This window comes from Aeromonas sp. sia0103 (assembly GCF_963895295.1).
Lineage (GTDB): Bacteria > Pseudomonadota > Gammaproteobacteria > Enterobacterales > Aeromonadaceae > Aeromonas > Aeromonas encheleia.
This window is the reverse complement of record NZ_CAWQKG010000033.1, coordinates 243,129-260,473: the sequence shown is the minus strand read 5'-3', so window position 1 is coordinate 260,473 and position 17,345 is coordinate 243,129. Positions and strand designations below refer to the sequence as shown.

Annotated in this window: 21 protein-coding genes; 11 read left to right on the top strand and 10 right to left on the bottom strand. The window is 63.9% G+C overall.

What is annotated here, in order from left to right; all coding sequences use genetic code 11:
• Positions 1–18: 18 nt before the first annotated feature.
• Positions 19–369 carry a phasin family protein gene (locus AACW18_RS12555; RefSeq protein WP_218388849.1) on the bottom strand — a complete coding sequence of 117 codons (351 nt, stop codon included), beginning with the start codon at positions 367–369 and terminating at the stop codon, positions 19–21.
• A gap of 314 nt (positions 370–683) precedes the next feature.
• Between AACW18_RS12555 and AACW18_RS12550 the strand changes: the two genes are divergently transcribed.
• From AACW18_RS12550 to pdxY, 3 genes are all read left to right on the top strand, one after another.
• Entirely contained in the window at positions 684–1,247 is a 564-nt protein-coding gene (locus AACW18_RS12550) for a VC2662 family protein (RefSeq protein WP_218388848.1), read from the top strand.
• A 77-nt stretch (positions 1,248–1,324) separates the two neighbouring features.
• On the top strand, positions 1,325–2,080 hold the full coding sequence (locus tag AACW18_RS12545) for a DUF429 domain-containing protein (protein WP_218388847.1): 756 nt from the start codon (positions 1,325–1,327) through the stop codon (positions 2,078–2,080).
• 358 nt (positions 2,081–2,438) lie between these two features.
• Positions 2,439–3,302, top strand: a complete 864-nt coding sequence (gene pdxY, locus AACW18_RS12540; protein ID WP_218388846.1) for a pyridoxal kinase PdxY — start codon at positions 2,439–2,441, stop codon at positions 3,300–3,302.
• 36 nt (positions 3,303–3,338) lie between these two features.
• Here the strand turns inward: pdxY and AACW18_RS12535 are convergent, their stop codons facing one another.
• The 4 genes from AACW18_RS12535 to cyaB form a co-directional block, all read right to left on the bottom strand.
• Positions 3,339–3,650: an antibiotic biosynthesis monooxygenase family protein gene (locus AACW18_RS12535; protein ID WP_218388845.1), complete on the bottom strand. Its 312-nt coding sequence runs from the start codon at positions 3,648–3,650 to the stop codon at positions 3,339–3,341.
• A 126-nt stretch (positions 3,651–3,776) separates the two neighbouring features.
• Positions 3,777–4,283: a GNAT family N-acetyltransferase gene (locus AACW18_RS12530; protein WP_218291285.1), complete on the bottom strand. Its 507-nt coding sequence runs from the start codon at positions 4,281–4,283 to the stop codon at positions 3,777–3,779.
• Between the two features lie 51 nt (positions 4,284–4,334).
• On the bottom strand, positions 4,335–4,727 hold the full coding sequence (locus AACW18_RS12525; RefSeq protein ID WP_218388844.1) for an NUDIX hydrolase: 393 nt from the start codon (positions 4,725–4,727) through the stop codon (positions 4,335–4,337).
• A 17-nt stretch (positions 4,728–4,744) separates the two neighbouring features.
• Entirely contained in the window at positions 4,745–5,296 is a 552-nt protein-coding gene (gene cyaB / locus AACW18_RS12520) for a class IV adenylate cyclase (RefSeq protein ID WP_218291287.1), read from the bottom strand.
• Between the two features lie 268 nt (positions 5,297–5,564).
• On the opposite strand from cyaB, the gene AACW18_RS12515 reads away from it, so the two are divergent.
• The 3 genes from AACW18_RS12515 (at position 5,565) to AACW18_RS12505 (ending at position 7,539) form a co-directional block, all read left to right on the top strand.
• Positions 5,565–6,410, top strand: coding sequence for a DUF5718 family protein (locus tag AACW18_RS12515; RefSeq protein ID WP_218388843.1), 846 nt, complete (start codon positions 5,565–5,567; stop codon positions 6,408–6,410).
• 203 nt (positions 6,411–6,613) lie between these two features.
• Complete coding sequence (locus tag AACW18_RS12510) at positions 6,614–6,946, top strand: YnfA family protein (RefSeq protein ID WP_042652272.1); 333 nt, start codon at positions 6,614–6,616, stop codon at positions 6,944–6,946.
• A gap of 155 nt (positions 6,947–7,101) precedes the next feature.
• Positions 7,102–7,539: an acetyltransferase gene (locus AACW18_RS12505; protein ID WP_218388842.1), complete on the top strand. Its 438-nt coding sequence runs from the start codon at positions 7,102–7,104 to the stop codon at positions 7,537–7,539.
• A gap of 69 nt (positions 7,540–7,608) precedes the next feature.
• On the opposite strand, the gene AACW18_RS12500 is transcribed toward AACW18_RS12505, so the two are convergent.
• Together AACW18_RS12500 and AACW18_RS12495 are read right to left on the bottom strand one after the other, a co-directional pair.
• Positions 7,609–9,018 (bottom strand): DEAD/DEAH box helicase, encoded by a 1,410-nt coding sequence (locus AACW18_RS12500; protein WP_218388841.1) that lies wholly within the window; start codon positions 9,016–9,018, stop codon positions 7,609–7,611.
• Positions 9,019–9,252: 234 nt separating this feature from the next.
• Positions 9,253–9,735, bottom strand: coding sequence for a glutathione peroxidase (locus tag AACW18_RS12495; protein ID WP_042652269.1), 483 nt, complete (start codon positions 9,733–9,735; stop codon positions 9,253–9,255).
• 223 nt (positions 9,736–9,958) lie between these two features.
• On the opposite strand from AACW18_RS12495, the gene AACW18_RS12490 reads away from it, so the two are divergent.
• Positions 9,959–10,567: a 2OG-Fe(II) oxygenase gene (locus AACW18_RS12490; protein WP_218388840.1), complete on the top strand. Its 609-nt coding sequence runs from the start codon at positions 9,959–9,961 to the stop codon at positions 10,565–10,567.
• 217 nt (positions 10,568–10,784) lie between these two features.
• Positions 10,785–11,774 carry a D-alanine--D-alanine ligase gene (locus AACW18_RS12485; protein ID WP_218388839.1) on the top strand — a complete coding sequence of 330 codons (990 nt, stop codon included), beginning with the start codon at positions 10,785–10,787 and terminating at the stop codon, positions 11,772–11,774.
• Between the two features lie 63 nt (positions 11,775–11,837).
• On the opposite strand, the gene AACW18_RS12480 is transcribed toward AACW18_RS12485, so the two are convergent.
• Positions 11,838–12,251: a VOC family protein gene (locus AACW18_RS12480; protein ID WP_218328987.1), complete on the bottom strand. Its 414-nt coding sequence runs from the start codon at positions 12,249–12,251 to the stop codon at positions 11,838–11,840.
• A gap of 192 nt (positions 12,252–12,443) precedes the next feature.
• Between AACW18_RS12480 and AACW18_RS12475 the strand changes: the two genes are divergently transcribed.
• Both AACW18_RS12475 and AACW18_RS12470 read left to right on the top strand, forming a co-directional pair.
• Positions 12,444–13,223: a tRNA-uridine aminocarboxypropyltransferase gene (locus AACW18_RS12475; protein WP_218388838.1), complete on the top strand. Its 780-nt coding sequence runs from the start codon at positions 12,444–12,446 to the stop codon at positions 13,221–13,223.
• Between the two features lie 336 nt (positions 13,224–13,559).
• The gene (locus tag AACW18_RS12470) at positions 13,560–14,339 is read left to right on the top strand and encodes a TSUP family transporter (protein WP_042652264.1); all 780 of its coding nucleotides are present in this window, start codon (positions 13,560–13,562) and stop codon (positions 14,337–14,339) included.
• 68 nt (positions 14,340–14,407) lie between these two features.
• Here AACW18_RS12470 and AACW18_RS12465 read toward each other — a convergent pair whose 3' ends face one another.
• Together AACW18_RS12465 and AACW18_RS12460 are read right to left on the bottom strand one after the other, a co-directional pair.
• Entirely contained in the window at positions 14,408–15,259 is an 852-nt protein-coding gene (locus AACW18_RS12465) for a LysR family transcriptional regulator (protein ID WP_218388837.1), read from the bottom strand.
• 51 nt (positions 15,260–15,310) lie between these two features.
• On the bottom strand, positions 15,311–16,228 hold the full coding sequence (locus AACW18_RS12460; RefSeq protein WP_218388836.1) for a DMT family transporter: 918 nt from the start codon (positions 16,226–16,228) through the stop codon (positions 15,311–15,313).
• Between the two features lie 167 nt (positions 16,229–16,395).
• Here AACW18_RS12460 and AACW18_RS12455 point away from each other — a divergent pair, with 167 nt between their 5' ends.
• Entirely contained in the window at positions 16,396–17,274 is an 879-nt protein-coding gene (locus tag AACW18_RS12455) for a helix-turn-helix domain-containing protein (RefSeq protein WP_371317033.1), read from the top strand.
• The last annotated feature ends 71 nt before the right edge of the window (positions 17,275–17,345 follow it).

Genomic DNA, 17,345 nt, shown 5'->3' with positions numbered 1-17,345 from the left:
AACGGGCAGCCAGGGTTATCAGGCCTTGCCCGTGGTCTTCTTGATGCCATCAGCGGTCAGCACGTCCAGTTCTTCCTTGAACTGCTGCCCCAGCGCGTTGAGCTTCTGGATGTCATCCAGCATCTGGCGGGAGAGTTGGCTGGCGGTTTCCAGCTGCACAGTGCCGAGGGCGGCCAGGCTCTGGGCATCCTGCACCTTGCCCGCCGCCTGCAACTGGGTCAGGCCCAGCTCGGCATAGGCGTTGGCGGAGGCCAGTTGCAGTCGGGTCAGCTGTTCAATATTGCTGGCCAGCAACTGGTTGTAGCGGGTGAGGGGGGAGGCAAAGCCTTGCATCTGCTCGGTAAAGCTCTTGAGTATGTCCATATTCATCATGCGTCTCCATTTCGGCAGAACTGTATTGTTATGAGCCAACTGGCCCTGAGTGGGTACAACTTGTCATCCATGGTCACGTGTTGCTTGCTCTGTTCAAACACACGTTTAACTATATTGTTACAAAATGTGGTTTGATGTAAATAACAGAAATGTTAATTTCAGTTTGAATTTTAATTTCATCTGTATTTATCGGCTGTCTTTGGTGAGAGTGGATTCAGACGAGCTGTGACGCAGCGCCGCCGGCGCGGCCTCGAACCCCGGGGCGGGCACTGGTAGGCTGCCCCGATGCTCAGATCCTCAAGGAATCCCCGATGAAATCGCTCACCCTGCTGCTTGGCAGCGGTACGCTGGCCCTCTGTGGCGCCGCCCAGGCCAGTACCCCGGTCCAGATCTCGCTGCCCGGCATCAACCTGCCGGCGTCCCATCAGGTCGAGGGGGCGCGCGCCTCCTTCCTGTACGGTCGGACCGGGCAGGTGAAGGGAATCGACTTGCCCGTCTTCGCCCTCTCCGACGTGGATCAGTTCACCGGCTTGCAGCTCGGCATCTTCTTCGGTGCGGCTCGGGTGCGTCACCAGTTTGGCGGGGTCGCCATCAACGCAGTCAACTGGCATGGCGGGCAGGACACCGGGCTCAACCTGGGCTTCGTCAACCTGACCAACAACGTGCGGGGGCTGAACTGGGGCGCGGTCAACATCGCCCAGGGCAATGCCCTGGCCAACGTCGGCTTCGTCAACTATGCCGAACGCAGCACTTTCCAGATTGGCTTCGTCAATGCCACCAGGCATCTCGATGGCTTGCAGATCGGCCTGGCGAACTACGCCGAGAACGGCATCTTCCCCATCTTGCCACTCATCAACTTCAAGAAATCCTTCTAAGGCGCGGCCCAGCCTTGCATTAGCGAAGGCAACCATTACCCTGTGCAGCATCGACAGTGCAGAGAAGTGATCTTGAGATGACAACTGAGCATATGGATGCCATCGGCATCGGCTGGGATGTGAGAGGCTGGCAGGGCAACGCCCAGGCGGTGGCCGTGGTGGGCTGGCAGGCCCGCGAACAGCGGCTGCACTGGTTTGGCGTTTCCCCCCTGTTTCGACTGAGCTCCCGGGTTGCCCCGGATCTTGACGCACTGCTGCGCCCGGCGTTGCAAGACGAGATGAGCCTGATGCAGGTGCTGGCCTGTCCGCAGCTGGCCCTGGGGATAGATGCGCCGCTCGCCTTCCCACGGGCGTTCGCCGATCTGCTGGCAGGCAGGGGAGGCGAGTGCGCCGTGCCGCAGCGGGAGATAGACAACCCTTACGCCTACCGCGACTGCGAGCGCTGGCTACACCGGCAATATGGCAAGAAGCCGCTCTCGGCCACCTTCGACAGGTTGGGCAACAACGCCACCCTGGCGATCGCCATGCTGCCGCGGCTAGGGGACTTGCAACCGGTGCCAAGACAGGTGCTACTGGCCGATCGCGCCGTGCTGGAGGTCTATCCGGCGCTGGCCAAGGCCGGTGGCAGAGCCTCCCTGGCCAGAGACGAGATAGCGGCCAGTTTGCCGGCGGATGTCATGGCGGGGACGGATCGCTATGATGCCGCCCTCTGCGCCCTGATGGCGCTGCAGTATGCCGCCAGGGGAGGCGTCTCGGCTCTGCCGCCGCTGGTCTCGGCTCCCGCCGATTTCCCGCTGGACGAAGGCTGGGTCTATCACTTCGTCCGGGACTGAGCCTCCAACAAAGCCTTCAACACGGGCTGCCGCATTCCCTCGCGGGCAGCCCCTGTCTTTTCTCCTCGTCTCTTCCCCCTTGCCTCAATGCCCAATCCGGCCTGGGTGTTGAAATATCGTTCTCATATGCCATCAAACAAGAAGATTGAGACACCATAAGACACCCGGCAGACGAGGTGCCAGCCGGCCAAGCGGCAAGGCAGAGGGGTCAGCTGCGCGGGCAGCAGGGCGGATAATCCGTCATGGGGCCGCAGTTTTTTCGGCTCAAATGGCGGTGGGCGCCGCGAATCGCTGGAAGAGGGCTCTCTTCATCCGATATATTGCCTGCTTTCCTCATGCTTCTTCTGTGGTGGTTTCGATGAAACGCATTCTCTCTATCCAGTCCCACGTGGTTTTTGGTTGTGCCGGTAACAGCGCCGCCGTGTTCCCCATGCGCCGTCTCGGCATGGAGGTGTGGCCCATCAACACTGTGCAGTTCTCCAACCATACCCAGTACGAGGCTGGATGGCAGGGGATGGCGATGCCGGCCGGTCACATCGGTGCCCTCTGCAAGGGGCTGATGGAGATCGAGGTGCTGGGGCAGTGCGATGCGGTGCTGAGCGGCTATCTGGGCTCGGCCGAGCAGGGGGACGAGATCCTGGCGGTGGTCGCGGCCGTCAAGGCGGCCAACCCCGAGGCCATCTATTTCTGCGATCCCGTGATGGGCCACCCGGAGAAGGGCTGCATCGTCGCCCCCGGCGTGACCCGCTTCCTGACCGAGCAGGCGCTGCCGGTGGCCGACATCATGGCGCCTAACCTGCTGGAGCTGGAGACCCTGTGCGACACCCACCTGGCCGATCTGAGCCAGACCCGCGCCGCCGCTCATCGGCTGCTGGCCAGGGGCGTCAAGATGGTGCTGGTCAAGCACCTGGGCCGCGCCGCCAGCCAGCCTGGCCGTTTCGAGATGCTGCTGGCCACGGCCGAGGGGGATTATCTGATCGCCCGGCCGCTCTACGAATTTGCCCGCCAACCGGTCGGGGTGGGGGATCTCATCAGCGCCCTGATGCTGGCGAACCTGCAGGCCGGCTTTGATGCCGTGGCGGCCTTCGAGCGCACCAATGCGGCGGTGGATGCGGTGCTGCTACGCACCTGGCAGGCGGATGCCTACGAGTTGCAGCTGATCGCGGCGCAGTCCGACTTCGCCGAGCCTAAGGTTGAACATCGCGCAGAGCGGCTGGCCTGAGGGATAGCGTGATCAGCTAGCCTTGTCGGCGGTTGATCAGGTGACCGCAGATCCGCCCGCGGTGACGGCCTGAAAATGCTCGACGGTGGGGAAGGGGTCGTAGAAGTGATGCAGCAGCGCCTTCCACTGCTGGTACTGGGGAGAGCCCCGAAAACCCCGGGTGTGATCCTCGAGCCGCCGCCAGTTGACCAGCAACAGGTAGCGATGGGGATCGGTCAATGAACGCTGCAGCTGGTGGCCGCCATAGCCGGGCATGGCGCTGATGATGTGCTGGGCCTGGGCGAAGGCCAGCTCGAAGGCGGCGCTCTGACCCGGGATGATCTGCAGTGGGGCGACTTCCAATATCATGCTGGCTCCTTGCCTGTCTCCATGGAGGGGCCATTTCAGCAATGAATGAGCCAATAAACAAGGCCAGCCGCGAGGCTGGCCTTGTCGTTGCAAGCGTCAGGCGCCTGGCCGCACGCCGCCTCTGATTCAGAGCTGCTTGTAGAAGAACTGGGTCGCCGCCAGGGAGCCGTCGCCATTGCGAGCGAAGTCCGGGATCTGGCCCGCCTCCTGATAACCCAGCTGGCGATAGAGGGTGGAGGCCACGTCGCCGACCCGGGAGTCCAGCACCAGCAGGGTGCGCTTGGCGTCGCGGGCGCCTTGCTCCATGGCGTTCATCAGGGCGCGGCCGACCCCCTTGCCGCGGGCCTCGCTGTGTACCATCAGCTTCTCCACCTCGGCTCTATGACCGCCGTTCGCCTTGGTGCAGAGCGCCAGTTGCAGCGCCCCGACCAGGTGGTGCTGATCGAAGGCCACCCAGAGCCTGCGTACCCCGTCGGCCAGATCCGCTTCTATACCCTGCCAATATTCCAGCCCCAGCTCTTCTGGCAGTGGCGGCAAGAAGCCCACCGAGGCGCCACTGGCCACGCAGTCCTGCAACAGGGTGATCAGCGCCGGTTTGATGCCTCTGGTGCTATCGACCTCAATGATCTCCATTGAAACTCCTCATCGTCTATGACTCATCTCTCTTGCTACTCACATCGGGTATTAACGGATCAGCTCTTGCTCGGCCAACCAGTGAAACAGCAGGCGGGAGACCGGGGACACCTGGTCCAGATGGCGGCTGTCCAGCCAGCGCAGCTCGGCGATCTCCGCCGAGGCCACGGGGGTGCCGCTGGCCTCGCCGGTGTAGCAGCGCAAGTTGACGAGCACCCCTTCTGGCTTGCCATCGGCCTGGGCGCTGAATTCGCAGGCAAAGCGCAGCGTCTCAGGCTGCAGGGCGACGGCCAGCTCCTCCTCAATCTCCCGCCGCAGCGCGGCCTCGTCGCTCTCACCCGGCTCGCGCTTGCCGCCGGGAATGTAGTAGATGGCCTTGCCGTGGGAGCGGGCGCACAGCAGCTGCCCATCCTTGAAGCTCAGCCAGGCGAGTTTATCGATCATGGGGCAAGTTCCTCTTGTCAAAATGCGCTCTGCTGCTCGCACAGGGTGCGATAGGAGCGGGTCTCCAGCTGGTCGGCCGAGAGCGCGAGTTGCGCCGCCAGCCCCTGCAACTGCTGGCGATAGCCAGGCAGTTTGGCCTCCTCGTCGGTCATGATGGCCAGCTCGGCAAAGTCGCCGAGCCCGTCCAGATGATCCAGGGTCAGGTGAAAGGGGCCGACGAAATAGATGCTGCGCCGCTTGGTGAGGGTCAGCACCTGCTGATAACCCAGGTTGTGCAGCATGCTGATGGCCTTGTCGGCATCGGTGATGTTGACGGCCTCGCAGCGATCGGCTCCCGGCCCCTTGACGATCCAGAGCCGGATGCCGGAGGGCTGCATGGTGCGGATCACCAGGCTCTTGCCCTGCTCGGCCAGGAGCCGCTGCGGCGTGTCGAAGTAGCAGTCCCGCTCATGATTATCCTCCACCATCACCTCGGGATTGAGGGCTTTGAGGGCGGTGAGGAAGGCGGCGCGATCCGTCAGGCGGTATTTGAACTCCACCTCGAAACGACCCTGAAAATGTGTACTCATGAGGTGCACTTGGCGCTCAAACGGCAAATGAATAGTGCAGACTAGCAAAAGTGCGGTGCTTGCCCAAGCGCCTGGATCACAGCTTGGGAGCGATCGCCGTCTTTGTGCGCAGTCGGCACCTGAAAAGTCGGGCTGGCGCACAGCCCGTGGCAGGGTGACTGGGCGCCGTGGCGGGGCTGTGCTCTAATAAGCTCCCTCTTTGGCGGTAGGGTGCCGCCCATGAACAACGACAGCGGCGGTGAATGGGCCGACGCGAGTGGAGCCATAGATGCAGATCACGCAATTGAGCAACTTTATCGGATTGGGGGTGGCGGGTAACTTCGCGGGCCACCTGGAGCAGGCGGGTGAGGCGGCCGATTTTGTCGCCGTCAAGGTCACGGACAAGGTCGCCCCCAAGGCGCTGTTCCCCTTCTATGTGCCGTCCCATCCGGGCCAGCTCGGTGTCTTCCCGCTCAGCGGCGATGCCATCTTCCTGCCCGAGGCGGCGGTGAGCGGCGATGAGAAGGTGCAGATCGAGCCGGAAGTGGCGCTCTGGTGCGAGCTGGAGTACGCGGGGGAGCAGGTGGTGGCCATCCATCCCCGCGCCTTCGGCGCCTACAACGACTGCTCCATCCGTCGTCCCAACGCCAGGAAGATCAGCGAGAAGAAGAACTGGGGCCCCGAGAGCAAGGGCTTGGCCGAGAACCTGCTACCGCTCAGTGCATTTGCCGCCGGTTGCGAGCTCGATGACTATCGCATCGCCTGCTATCTGGAGCGCGATGGCGAGCTGCATGGCTACGGGGTCGACAGCGCGGCGGTGGATTACAGCTATTTCCATCAGCAGTTGCTGGCCTGGGCCATCGACAAGTTCAACCATCAGCAGGACGAGGGCCCGGCCGAGCACATCCAGGGGCTGCTGGCCCAGGCGGGCCGCCCGGCCCATGCGCTGATCAGCATAGGCGCCACCCGCTACACCCCCTTCGGCGAGACTCACTTCCTCAAGCCCGGCGACACCTCCTGCGTGGTGGTCTACCCGGCCAGCCGCTACGGCGAGCTCGACATCCAGGACGCCATTCGTCGTCGCACCTTCGGCCCGGACGTCTCGGCCCTGCTGCAGGCGGTCAAGACCCGCTGATCCCCTCGGCCCTCCCCATTCCTGGGGGAGGGCCTGTTATTTGTGCCTCGCAGCCATCCCCGCATTGCTTGCGCTTCCTCAAGGGCTGCCGCGATCCTGCCACCTTCCCATGGACAGCATGAGAAGCGGATTGAAGCGCGCCGATATAACAGTATGATTTGCCAAAAGAAGCGCCCTCATCGGCAAGGATCACTGCACCTCACATGATTGAACTCAAAACCATGGCCCTGTTTCTGGTGACGGCGGTCGCCGAGATCCTGGGCTGCTATCTGCCCTATCTGTGGCTGACCCAGGGCAAGAGCGCCTGGTTGCTGCTGCCCGCGGCCTTAAGCCTCATGCTGTTTGCCTGGCTGTTGTCGCTGCATCCCACCGCGGCCGGCCGGGTCTATGCCGCCTATGGCGGCGTCTATATCTTCGTGGCCATTCTCTGGCTCTGGGCCGTGGATGGCATCAGGCCCACGCTCTGGGATCTGGTCGGTGCCGGGGTAGCCCTGCTTGGCATGGCCATCATCATGTTTGCGCCGCGTCAGGCCTAGGGCCAGACACTGGGAGGGTACAAGGCCACCCGCCGATTGTACGGATGGTCAGGCTGTGACTTGGGTTGTCATCAGGCAAGTCGATGCCGGGGAGCTGGCAGGCCCGACCCTGAAGGGCATTAAGCCCGCCAATCAATAGACGGAGTCAACAAAGAATGAAAATTGAACAAGCGCAACCCGGGGATTATCAGACCCTGATCGCCATCTGGGAGGCGTCGGTGCGCGCCACTCATCACTTCTTGCCAGAGGAAGAGATTGTTGCCCTCAGGCCGCTCATTCTGGAGCACTACTTTGCCGCCGTGACGCTGACCCATGCCCGGGACGCGCAGGGGATCGCCGGTTTTTGCGGGGTGCATGATGGCAACATCGAGATGCTGTTCGTCGACCCCAGGGCGCGAGGGCGCGGGGTCGGCAGCCTGCTGGTGGCCGATGCCATCAGCCGGCAAGGTGCGACCTGGGTGGACGTCAACGAGCAGAACGAACAGGCGCTCGGCTTCTATCGGCGCATGGGCTTTGTAGTGACGGGGCGCTCGCCGCTGGATGGCCAGGGCAAGCCCTATCCGTTGCTGCACATGGTGCTCGCCGCCGGTTGAGGCCATCGAAAAACAAAAAACCGCCCGAGGGCGGTTTTTTCATTGCTGGGGCGGGCAGCCTGGCAGGTCTTACTCCTCGGCGGAGTCGTCCTGATAGCTGTCACGCTGGGTCTTGGGCAGACGGCGCATGGGGGTGAAGCCGATGTCTTCACCCACGACCTCGCGCTTGCGCGCCGGGGCCGGCTTTTTGGCGGCATCGCCCCTGGCCGCTGGCTTGCCTTTGCCCTTGGCGCCGGACTTGTCGCTGGCGGACTTGGCATTGTGCTTGGCGTTGGCGTGACCACGGTCGCGCGGCGGGTTCTGCACCGGCTTGCTGCCCGGCAGGGTCTGACGGGTCGGCTTGCCGCTCGGCTCGTAGCCTTCCATGATCTCGCTCGGAATGCTCAGACCGATCAGCGCTTCGATGGCCTTGAGCTGATCCTGTTCATCCAGGCTGACCAGGGAGATGGCCTCACCGCCACGGCCGGCCCGACCGGTACGGCCGATGCGGTGGATATAATCCTCGGCCACCTGGGGCAGCTCGAAGTTGATCACGTGTGGCAGATGATCGATGTCCAGACCGCGGGCGGCGATGTCGGTGGCGACCAGCACCCGGACCTTGCCTTCCCGGAAGTCGGCCAGCGCCCGGTTGCGGGCCCCCTGAGTCTTGTCGCCGTGAATGGCGACGGTATCCAGGCCATCTTTCACCATCTGGTTAGCGAGGCGGTCGGCGATCTGCTTGGTGCGCACGAACACCAGCACCCGCTGCCAGTTCTGGCGGCCGATCATGTGGGAGAGCAGCTCGCGCTTGCGCTCGCGATCGACCTTGATGATGCGCTGGTTGACCTGCTCGGCGGTGCTGTTGCTCGGGCTCACCTCGATGAGGGCCGGATTTTTCAGCAGATCGTCGGCCAGTGCCTTGATCTCGTCCGAGAAGGTGGCGGAGAACAGCAGGGTCTGCCGCTCTTCCGGCAGCGCCTTCATGATGCGGCGAATGTCGGTGATGAAGCCCATGTCGAGCATGCGATCCGCTTCATCCAGCACCAGCACTTCCAGCTCGGTCAGGGTGAGGGCGCGCTGGGTCAGCAGATCCAGCAGGCGGCCCGGGGTGGCGACCAGGATGTCGACCCCGAGCTTGATGGCGTCCAGGTTCGGCTTGATGCTGACGCCGCCGTAGGCGATCAGGGTGCGGAACGGCAGGTGGTGGGCGTACTTGATGATGCTTTCACCCACCTGGGCGGCCAGCTCGCGAGTCGGGGTCAGCACCAGGGCGCGGACCTGGCGACGGCCGCCGCGGCCGTGGTTGGCCATCAGACGATGCAACATAGGCAGGGTGAAACCGGCCGTCTTGCCTGTGCCTGTCTGGGCGCCGCCCAGCACGTCCTGTCCTGCCAGAATGGCCGGGATGGCTTGCTGCTGGATGGGGGTTGGCTGTTCGTAACCCAACTCCTTGACGGCCCGCAGTATGTGCGGTGACAGACCCAGTTCATTGAATGACATGTTCGAGAGAAACTCCGAGCCTTGGGCTCAACGGGTGACGGCAGCCAGAGGGCCCGTCACGACATGGAAAAGATTATGGGCGCGTAATATAGCAGAACTGCGGCGAGCACGCAGTAATCCTGTGGGCAACGAGTGCTTTACGGGGCCGGCCCTCGCGCCGCAAGCCCCTCATCCTGCTGCGCTCGCCAAGGGGAGAGGGGATCCCGGCCTGTGAAAGGCTGCGGCGCAGCCTCTTCAGGCTGGCAGCAGCGCCCGGATCTTGTCGGTCAGCTCTTCGGGCTTGGTCTGGGGAGCGGCTCTGTCCACCACCCGGCCCTCGCGGTCGATCAGGAACTTGGTGAAGTTCCACTTGATGGCCTCGCTCCCGAGCAGACCCGGTTTCTGCTGCTTGAGCCAGCGGTAGAAGGGGTGGGCCTGCTCGCCGTTGACCTCGCACTTGGCCATGAGCGGGAAGCTGACCTGGTAATCCACCGAGCAGAAGCGGGCTATCTCCTCGGCATCGCCGGGCTCCTGATGGCCGAACTGATCGCAGGGGAAGCCCAGGATCACCAGCCCGGTCGGGCCAAATTGGCGATGGAGCGCCTCCAGCCCCTGGTATTGGGGGGTGAAACCGCAGCGACTGGCCACGTTGACCACCAGAATGACCTGGCCCTGCAGGGCGTCCAGGGGAAAGTCGCTGCCATCGAGCCGTTGCAGAGTGAGGGAGGGAAGGGACATGGCGAGCTCCTGAAGGGGTGAACAGGGTCAAAGGTTGAGGCCACTATCGGGCGCTATGGGCACGTTAGCTGGCCCGGCGCGGTGGGGCAAGGGGAAATCGGGGGCGGGCGCCTGCGCCCTTGCGCGTATTGACGGTGGGACTTCTCAGGAGAAGCAATCCGGTTTGTGCCAGGGGGACTAAGTCGCTACAAAGCGCACTCTCTCCACTCGTTGCGAGCCCATCTTGGACTATCAAGCCGTCATGGATGCCATTTACACCCGAGGATGGGTGATAGTGGATGATTTTTTAACCGCCGCCGAGGTGGAGGCGCTGCGTGCGTGCCTGCCGGGGGACTGGCAACCGGCAGGGATCGGGCGGGAAGCGCTGCATCAGGGCAACCCCGATATCCGCCGTGATCAGATCCACTGGCTCGAGGCTGATCTCGGTGCGCCTGTGGTGGATTACCTTGCGCGCATGGAGTCCCTGCGCCTCGCCGCCAATCGCAGCCTGATGCTGGGGCTGTTCGACTACGAGGCACACTTCGCCCGTTATCGCAGCGGTGACTTCTATGCTACCCACAGGGACGCCTTCGCCGGTCGCTCCAATCGCCGCCTCACCTCGGTGTTCTACCTCAACAACGGCTGGCAACCGGAGGCGGGCGGAGTGCTGCGCGTCTACGACAACGACGAGCAGTTTCTGATGGATGTCTCACCCAAGGGGGGACGGCTGGTGCTGTTCCTGTCCGAGGAGTTTCCCCACGAGGTGTTGCCCGCGAGCCAGGAGCGTTACAGCATCGCCGGCTGGTTCAGGGTCAACGGCAACGGCGTCGGCCGGGTCGATCCGCCTCGCTGATTGAAACCGCGAGACCTTTTCTGACACAGGGGTTGCCACAATCGAGGCCTTTGTGGCCCCAAGCGGGGGAAGAGGGCTTCCATCGGCTGACAAGGCTTTGCCTCCCTTGCTACACTGGCCGCACTCAATGTTCGTATCTGGCTTCGTCCGGTTTTTTTTCGTGCGGTGGTTCATCACGGATCATGACGAAGCCGCTTCTCCCAAGGGATCATATCTAATGAAGAACATGCATGTTTTGCTGCTGTGCGGCGGCGGTGGCGCCGAACACGAAGTCTCTCTGCGTAGTGCCACTTTCCTCGAGCAACAACTCGCCCTCCTGCCCAATGTCGAAGTGACCCGGGTCGAGATGTTTGCCGATCGCTGGCTCAGTGCCGACGGCCGCGAGTGCAAGCTGGGGCTGGACAAGCTGCTCTCCTTCGACAGCGTGGCCCGTCCGGTGGATTACGTGGTGCCCTGCATCCACGGCTATCCTGGAGAGACTGGCGATCTGCAATCCTTCCTCGAGCTGGCGGGCCTGCCTTATCTGGGCTGCGATGCCGAGGCGAGCAAGCTCTGCTTCAACAAGATCAGCACCAAGCTGTGGTTCTCCGCCCTCGGTATCCCCAACACCCCCTATCTGTTCCTGACCGAGCAGGATGAGGCGGGGATCGCCGAGGCGAAAGCCGCTCTCGTCAAGTGGGGCAAGGTGTTCATCAAGGCCGCCTCTCAGGGCTCCTCCGTGGGCTGCTACTCCGCCAGCAACGAAGCCGAGCTGGTGCAGGGCATCAAGGACGCCTTCGGTTACTCCGAGCAGGTGCTGATCGAGAAGGCAGTCAAGCCGCGCGAGCTGGAAGTGGCTGTCTATCAGTACGGTGACGAGCTGGTGGCGACCTATCCGGGCGAGATCTGCGTGCCGACCGACAAGTTTTACACCTATGAAGAGAAGTATAGCAGCGCCAGCCACACCGAGACCGCCCTGCATGCCGAAGGCCTGACCCAGGCTCAGTCTGATGCCATCCAGGCCTATGCCCTCAAGGCATTCCGTCAGCTGAAGTTGACCCATCTGTCGCGCATCGACTTCTTCCTGACCGAGGAGGGGGAGATACTGCTCAACGAGATCAACACCTTCCCCGGCATGACCTCCATCTCCATGTTCCCGAAACTGCTGGAGCATCACGGTCACAGCTTCGCCCGCTTCCTCGAGCAGATCCTGCGCAAGCCCGCCTGAGGGGCGTCAGTGGTGAAATGAAGAGGGGCCTGTCGGCCCCTCTGTCATATCCGGCGCGACAACTCACATAGGTGCCGAGGTGAACAGCCAGATGTGGGCGCCCTGGGGATCGGCGATCAGGGCCATGCGCCCGACGGTGGGGATGTCCATGGCGGGCACCACCACGCTGCCGCCATGGGCCGTCACCTTGGCCAGCCTGGCATCGACATCATCCACCGCTATGTAGGTCGCCCAGTGGGGCGGCACGCCGGCCATCTGCGGATTGTCGCGGGTGGCCTGCACCCCGGCCACCGGTCGGCCATTGGCGACCAGCATGGGGTAGTTGCCGCCCTCCATCTCCATGAGCTCAGTCTGCCAGCCGAGCACCTCGGTGTAGAAGCGGACCCCGGCCTCGCCATCGGGCACATAGAGCTCGTGCCAGGTGAAGGTCTTGCCTTCGGCCAGGGCGTGCTCCCTGGCCATGTCTTGTTCTGCCATCTTCTCCTCCTGTGTCCCATCGACCTTCCCGGGTGTGGGATGATGGGGCGACGACCAAGTATAGAGCGACTCATTGGGCTCGCGAGTCTGGCCGGGGAGGGCCGCGCAGCTTGCGGCCCGCAGACCCGCTCGCTACAATCGCCCCCCTTTTGTACTGCAAACCGCACCCCAGACTGTGCCGCCGAGCCCGCCATGAAGCCAATCCCCGATCACGCCGTCAATCGCCTGCGCATCTGGCGCAAGAGCATCTCGACCCGCCCCTTTCTCGCCCGCGGTGGCAGCGTGCCCCGCTGTGAAGCCTGCCAGCTGCGCCATGCCTGGTGTGCCTGCGAATGGCGGCCCGAGCTCAAGGCCGAGGCCGGTTTCTGCCTGCTGATGTACGACAGCGAGCCGATGAAGCCCTCCAACACCGGCCGCCTCATCGCCGATGTCTTGCCTGACACGACCTGGGCCTTCCTCTGGAAGCGTACCGAGCCCCACCCCGACTTGCTGGCCCTGCTGGCGGATCCCGTCTGGCAGCCCTATGTGGTGTTCCCCGCCTGCGAGAAGAACCCGGCACGGGTGACCGAGCGGGTGGCCCTGGCCCCTGGCAAGAAGCCGCTCTTCATCCTGCTGGACGGCACCTGGCCCGAGGCGCGCAAGATGTTCAACATGAGCCCCTATCTGGATGGCTTCCCGGTGCTGTCGGTGCGGCCGGATGCGCTCTCCACCTATGGCATGCGGGTGGCCAATTGTGACGAACACCTCTGCACCGCCGAGGTGGCGGCCTGCGTGCTGGAGGTGGCCGGCGAGCTGGCGGCGGGTCAGGCATTGCAGCTCTGGTTTAATCTGTTCAGCAGCCGCTATATGGCCGGCCGCGTGAGCCGGGCTCCCGGCGAGGACGAGACGCCGCTGTTGCAGGCCCTTGACGAGATCAACGGGGGAGTCGCCGAGCCTGCCGTGGAGACCGGCGAGCCCAGCGTTGCCACCTAACCGTCAGCTCGGCAGCTGCATGGCGAAGATGAAGTCTTCGGGGCAAGAATGGCCCGCGATAAAGGGCAGGGGAGAGACAGCGCCGGCCAGGCTGATCGCCTGAACCGCTGCGCCGGTGATCAACGAACATAGGGGAGCGGATCCACCGTCTGCCCCTGTTTCGCTCGCTGTACGAGTCTGTGCCTGGGGTCGTCTATTGATGAAAACCAGGAATCAATTGGCTGCCATTGTTTCGTTAGCCTCATGAGCCTGCGCCCGCTAGGATAGCGACCAGCGTTACTCATCTGTGCCCGCCTGGCGTCGCCGCGGGGCACCACAATCACACGAGGTCTATGGATGGAATTGGAACTGCTCACCCTGGTCGCCCTGTTCGGGGTCGCCCTCATCGCCGGCTTTATCGACGCCATCGCCGGGGGCGGCGGCCTGTTGACGGTGCCAGCCCTGCTGGCGACCGGCATGCCGCCGGCGCTGGTGCTCGGCACCAACAAGCTGCAGAGCAGCTTCGGCTCCTTCTCCGCCACCTGGTTCTATGCCCGCAAGGGGCTGCTGGAGTGGGCCATGATCTGGCCCGCGGTGATCTGCACCTTTATCGGCGCGGCCATCGGCACCCTGGCGGTGCAGACCATAGACGCCGCCATCCTGGAGCGGCTGCTGCCCTTCCTGCTGATGGCCTTTGCCTGCTACTTCTTCTTCTCCCCCAGGGTGAGCGATGCCGAGAGCGCTCGCCGCCTCACCCCCATGCTGTTCGCCCTGCTGGTGGGCGGCGGGGTCGGCTTCTATGACGGCTTCTTCGGGCCGGGCACTGGGTCCTTCTTCGCCATTGGCTTCGTGGCGCTGGCGGGCTTTGGCATGGCGCGGGCCACGGCCCACACCAAGCTGCTCAACTTCACCTCCAACATCGCCTCCCTGCTGTTCTTCGCCCTCGGCGGCAAGGTGGTGTGGAGCGTCGGTTTCTGCATGGCCCTCGGCCAGTTCATCGGCGCCCGCTTCGGCTCCAAGCTGGTATTGAAGAAGGGGGTGAAGCTGATCAAGCCACTGCTGGTCACCGTCTCCCTGCTGATGTCGGCCAAGCTGGTGTGGAGCCAGTACCCCGAGCTGTTTAGCTGGATCAGCTAAAAGACCTCTTTCGTTGCAGATGACAAGGCCGCGTGATCGCGGCCTTGTTATTTCAGTTACCCTCGGGCTCACCCCGGCCGGGCGAAGTGGGCTCTGATCCCCTCGACCAGCCGGCCGATGCGCTCCCGCTTCAGGCTGCTCTGGCGATAGACCAGGTGCAGCGGCCGCCCCAGCCCCGGCAGGGGACGGGCCCGCTCCCCCTGCTCACCCACCAGGGCCAGCAGGCCTGCCGGCAGCAGCACCGGTCCTATGCCCGCCTTGGCCAGCTCGATCAGCGCCAGATAGGAGTCCAGCTCCATGCTGGGCACCAACCCGAGTGCGGCCAGCGGCTCGCGCAGGTAGCGGTTGGAGGGATTATCCAGATCCATGGTCAGTATGGGTTGCCCCTGATCATGAGATAGCTGCGCCCCTTGATCCGCGTCGCCCACCAGATAGAAGGGCTCTTCCAGCAACAGCTCGGCGCACAGGCCGTGACCGGGGGGTAGCCGACCGGCACAGATGCCGAGCAGGGCATCGCCCCCACGGACCCGCGCCAGTATGACCGGGGTGTGGTGGGTGGAGAGGGCGAGGCAGGGGTCCTGGCTGAGGTAGTCGTGCATGAATCGGGCGAGGTAGCCCGCCAGCAGGGTCTCGGAGCAGGCGACGGGCAGGGGAGTACTGTCGGTGAGGGTCTGGCTGTCTGCCAGCACCCCCTTCATCTCCGCCAGGCTGGGAGCCAGCCGGGCGAGCAGCTCCAGGGCCTGGGGGGTGAGCCGGATCTGGCGGCCATCCGGCTCGATCAGCTTCTTGCCGAGGCGCGACTCCAGCTGATTGATGCGCTTGCTCACCGCCGACTGGCTGATGTAGAGGCGGCTGGCCACCTTGGCCATGGTGCCCTCGCTCGCCAGCAAGCTGAGTGTCTCCAGCCCTTCCAGTAACATATCCCCTCCCATCATCCTCGTTGGAAGGGGTTACCTTAGGGGCTGGCGGACTCAGGGGCAAGTGCCGTCTGCCGCCTTGGGATACGGCCAGCGCCAGGACTTCAGGGGCGGGGTGAAGATCACCAGGTTGCCGAGCAGGCTGATCACCACCCCCACCACGGACACCGTCTGCCAGACGAAGCCTTCATACAGGGTGGAGAGGCTGAGCGCCACCAGGGGGAACAGCACTGTTGCGTAGGCGGCCTTGCTGGCGCCGATGCGCCCCACCAGGGTGAGGTAGGCGGTGAAGGCGATGACGGAGCCGAAGATGGCCAGATAGACCATGGCCGCGAGGTAGCGGGGCTCGGTCGGCAGGGTCAAGGATTGGCCGAGCAACAGGACCCAGCCCAGCAGCAATGCCACCCCGTACACCATGCCCCAGGGCACCATCTGCAGCACCTGATAGCCCTGGCGCTGACCGCGGGCCGACACCAGATTGCCCAGGGAGAAGCAGAGCATCCCCGCAGAGGCGAACAGCAGTCCCTTCCAGCCGTTTGCACCCAGTTGCGCATCCGCCAGCACAGGCCAGAACAGCAACAGGGTGCCGAGCAGCCCCAGCAGGGAGCCCTGCAGCCAGCGCAGACTCGGCTTTTTACCCTCGAACAGCCAGAGGTTGAGGCCGTTGAAGATGCTGGCGCTGGCGAAGATCACCGCCGACAGGCCGCTCGGAATGTAGAGGGTGGCGTGGTAGAAGCAGAGGAAATTGGTGGAGAACAGCAGGGCGCCGAGCAGGGCGGCGTAACGCTGGCCCTGCCAGGGCAGGCGCGGGAACTTGCCACTGAGGGTGAGCAGGGCAAACAGCGCCAGGGCCGCCAGCGCGAAGCGATAGAGCACCGAGACCTCGATGGGGATGGGCCCCAACTGCCAGGCGATGGCGATCCAGGTGCTGCCCCAGATGAGGACGGTGGAAATATACAGCAGTAGGTTCATAGGGGATCCGGTCAGAAAAGGGAAACGACATGGGGATCAGCATGGGCCGGACGGCGTGCGCTGGCTTACAGCATCTTGCGGTTTTTTTGGCGTGACCGCTGTGCGCGGCAAGGGGGAGGGGTAAGATGGGGCAGGATGAGGCGCAAGGCACAGGCAGGTTGCAGCAGATGAGACAGGCGGGAGTATTCGATGCACTGGTCAGCACGGGGGCAAGGCTGGAGGATTCCTGCTGGCTGGAGCCCGGGCTCGGGGTCGCCAGCTGGCGCAACTGTTACGATCAGACCCGCTACCACAAACCTGGCCATCATACGGTCAGCGTCTACCTGCAGGGGGGCGAGCAGACCGAGCGGCTGGACGGGCCCGGCGGCCACGGTGGCACCGGCAAGGTGTGCATCATGCCGGATCACCACAGATCCGAGTGGCTGGTGCGCGAGGAGTTTCGCTTCTTCCACCTCTATTTCAGCCCCGATCACCTCGCTCGCATCGCCGAGCAGGCCTGTGACAAGGAGGGCCGTCATCTGGTGCTGGAAGACAAGACCTTCATCGATGATCCCCAGGCCGCGGCGCTGGTGCAGGCCCAGCTGATGAAGCTGGACTGGCAGCACGGGGTCGATCGCATGGCGCTCTCCCACGGCGCCTGGATGCTGATGTTGCACGCCTATCGCCACCACACCCGGGAGGCGCCCAGCCTGCCCGAGGTGCGCGGCGGCCTGGCCCCCGTGGTGATCCGGCGGGTGCAGGAGTATCTGCTGGCGCACCTGGCCGAGCCCGTCACCCTGAGCGAGCTGGCCCTGGAGGCGGGCCTCAGCGAATATCACTTCGCCCGCATGTTCGGCCAGAGCCTGGGTTGCCCGCCCCATCGCTACCTGCAGGGATTGCGGCTGAAGCGGGCCAAGCAACTGCTGGCAGGACCCGATCCCCTGGCCAGCATCGCCGCCCAGTGCGGCTTCTCCTCCCAGGCCCATCTCGGCAACCGCTTCCGGGAGGCCTTCGGCCTCAGTCCCGGGCAGTGGCGCAGCCAGTTGTCATCCCATTGTCACGGATAGGCGGCAGACTCGTTGGGTAACGGCAGCCTGGCTGCCCTCTATCACCAAGGAGTGTCCATTGAAGCATCGCA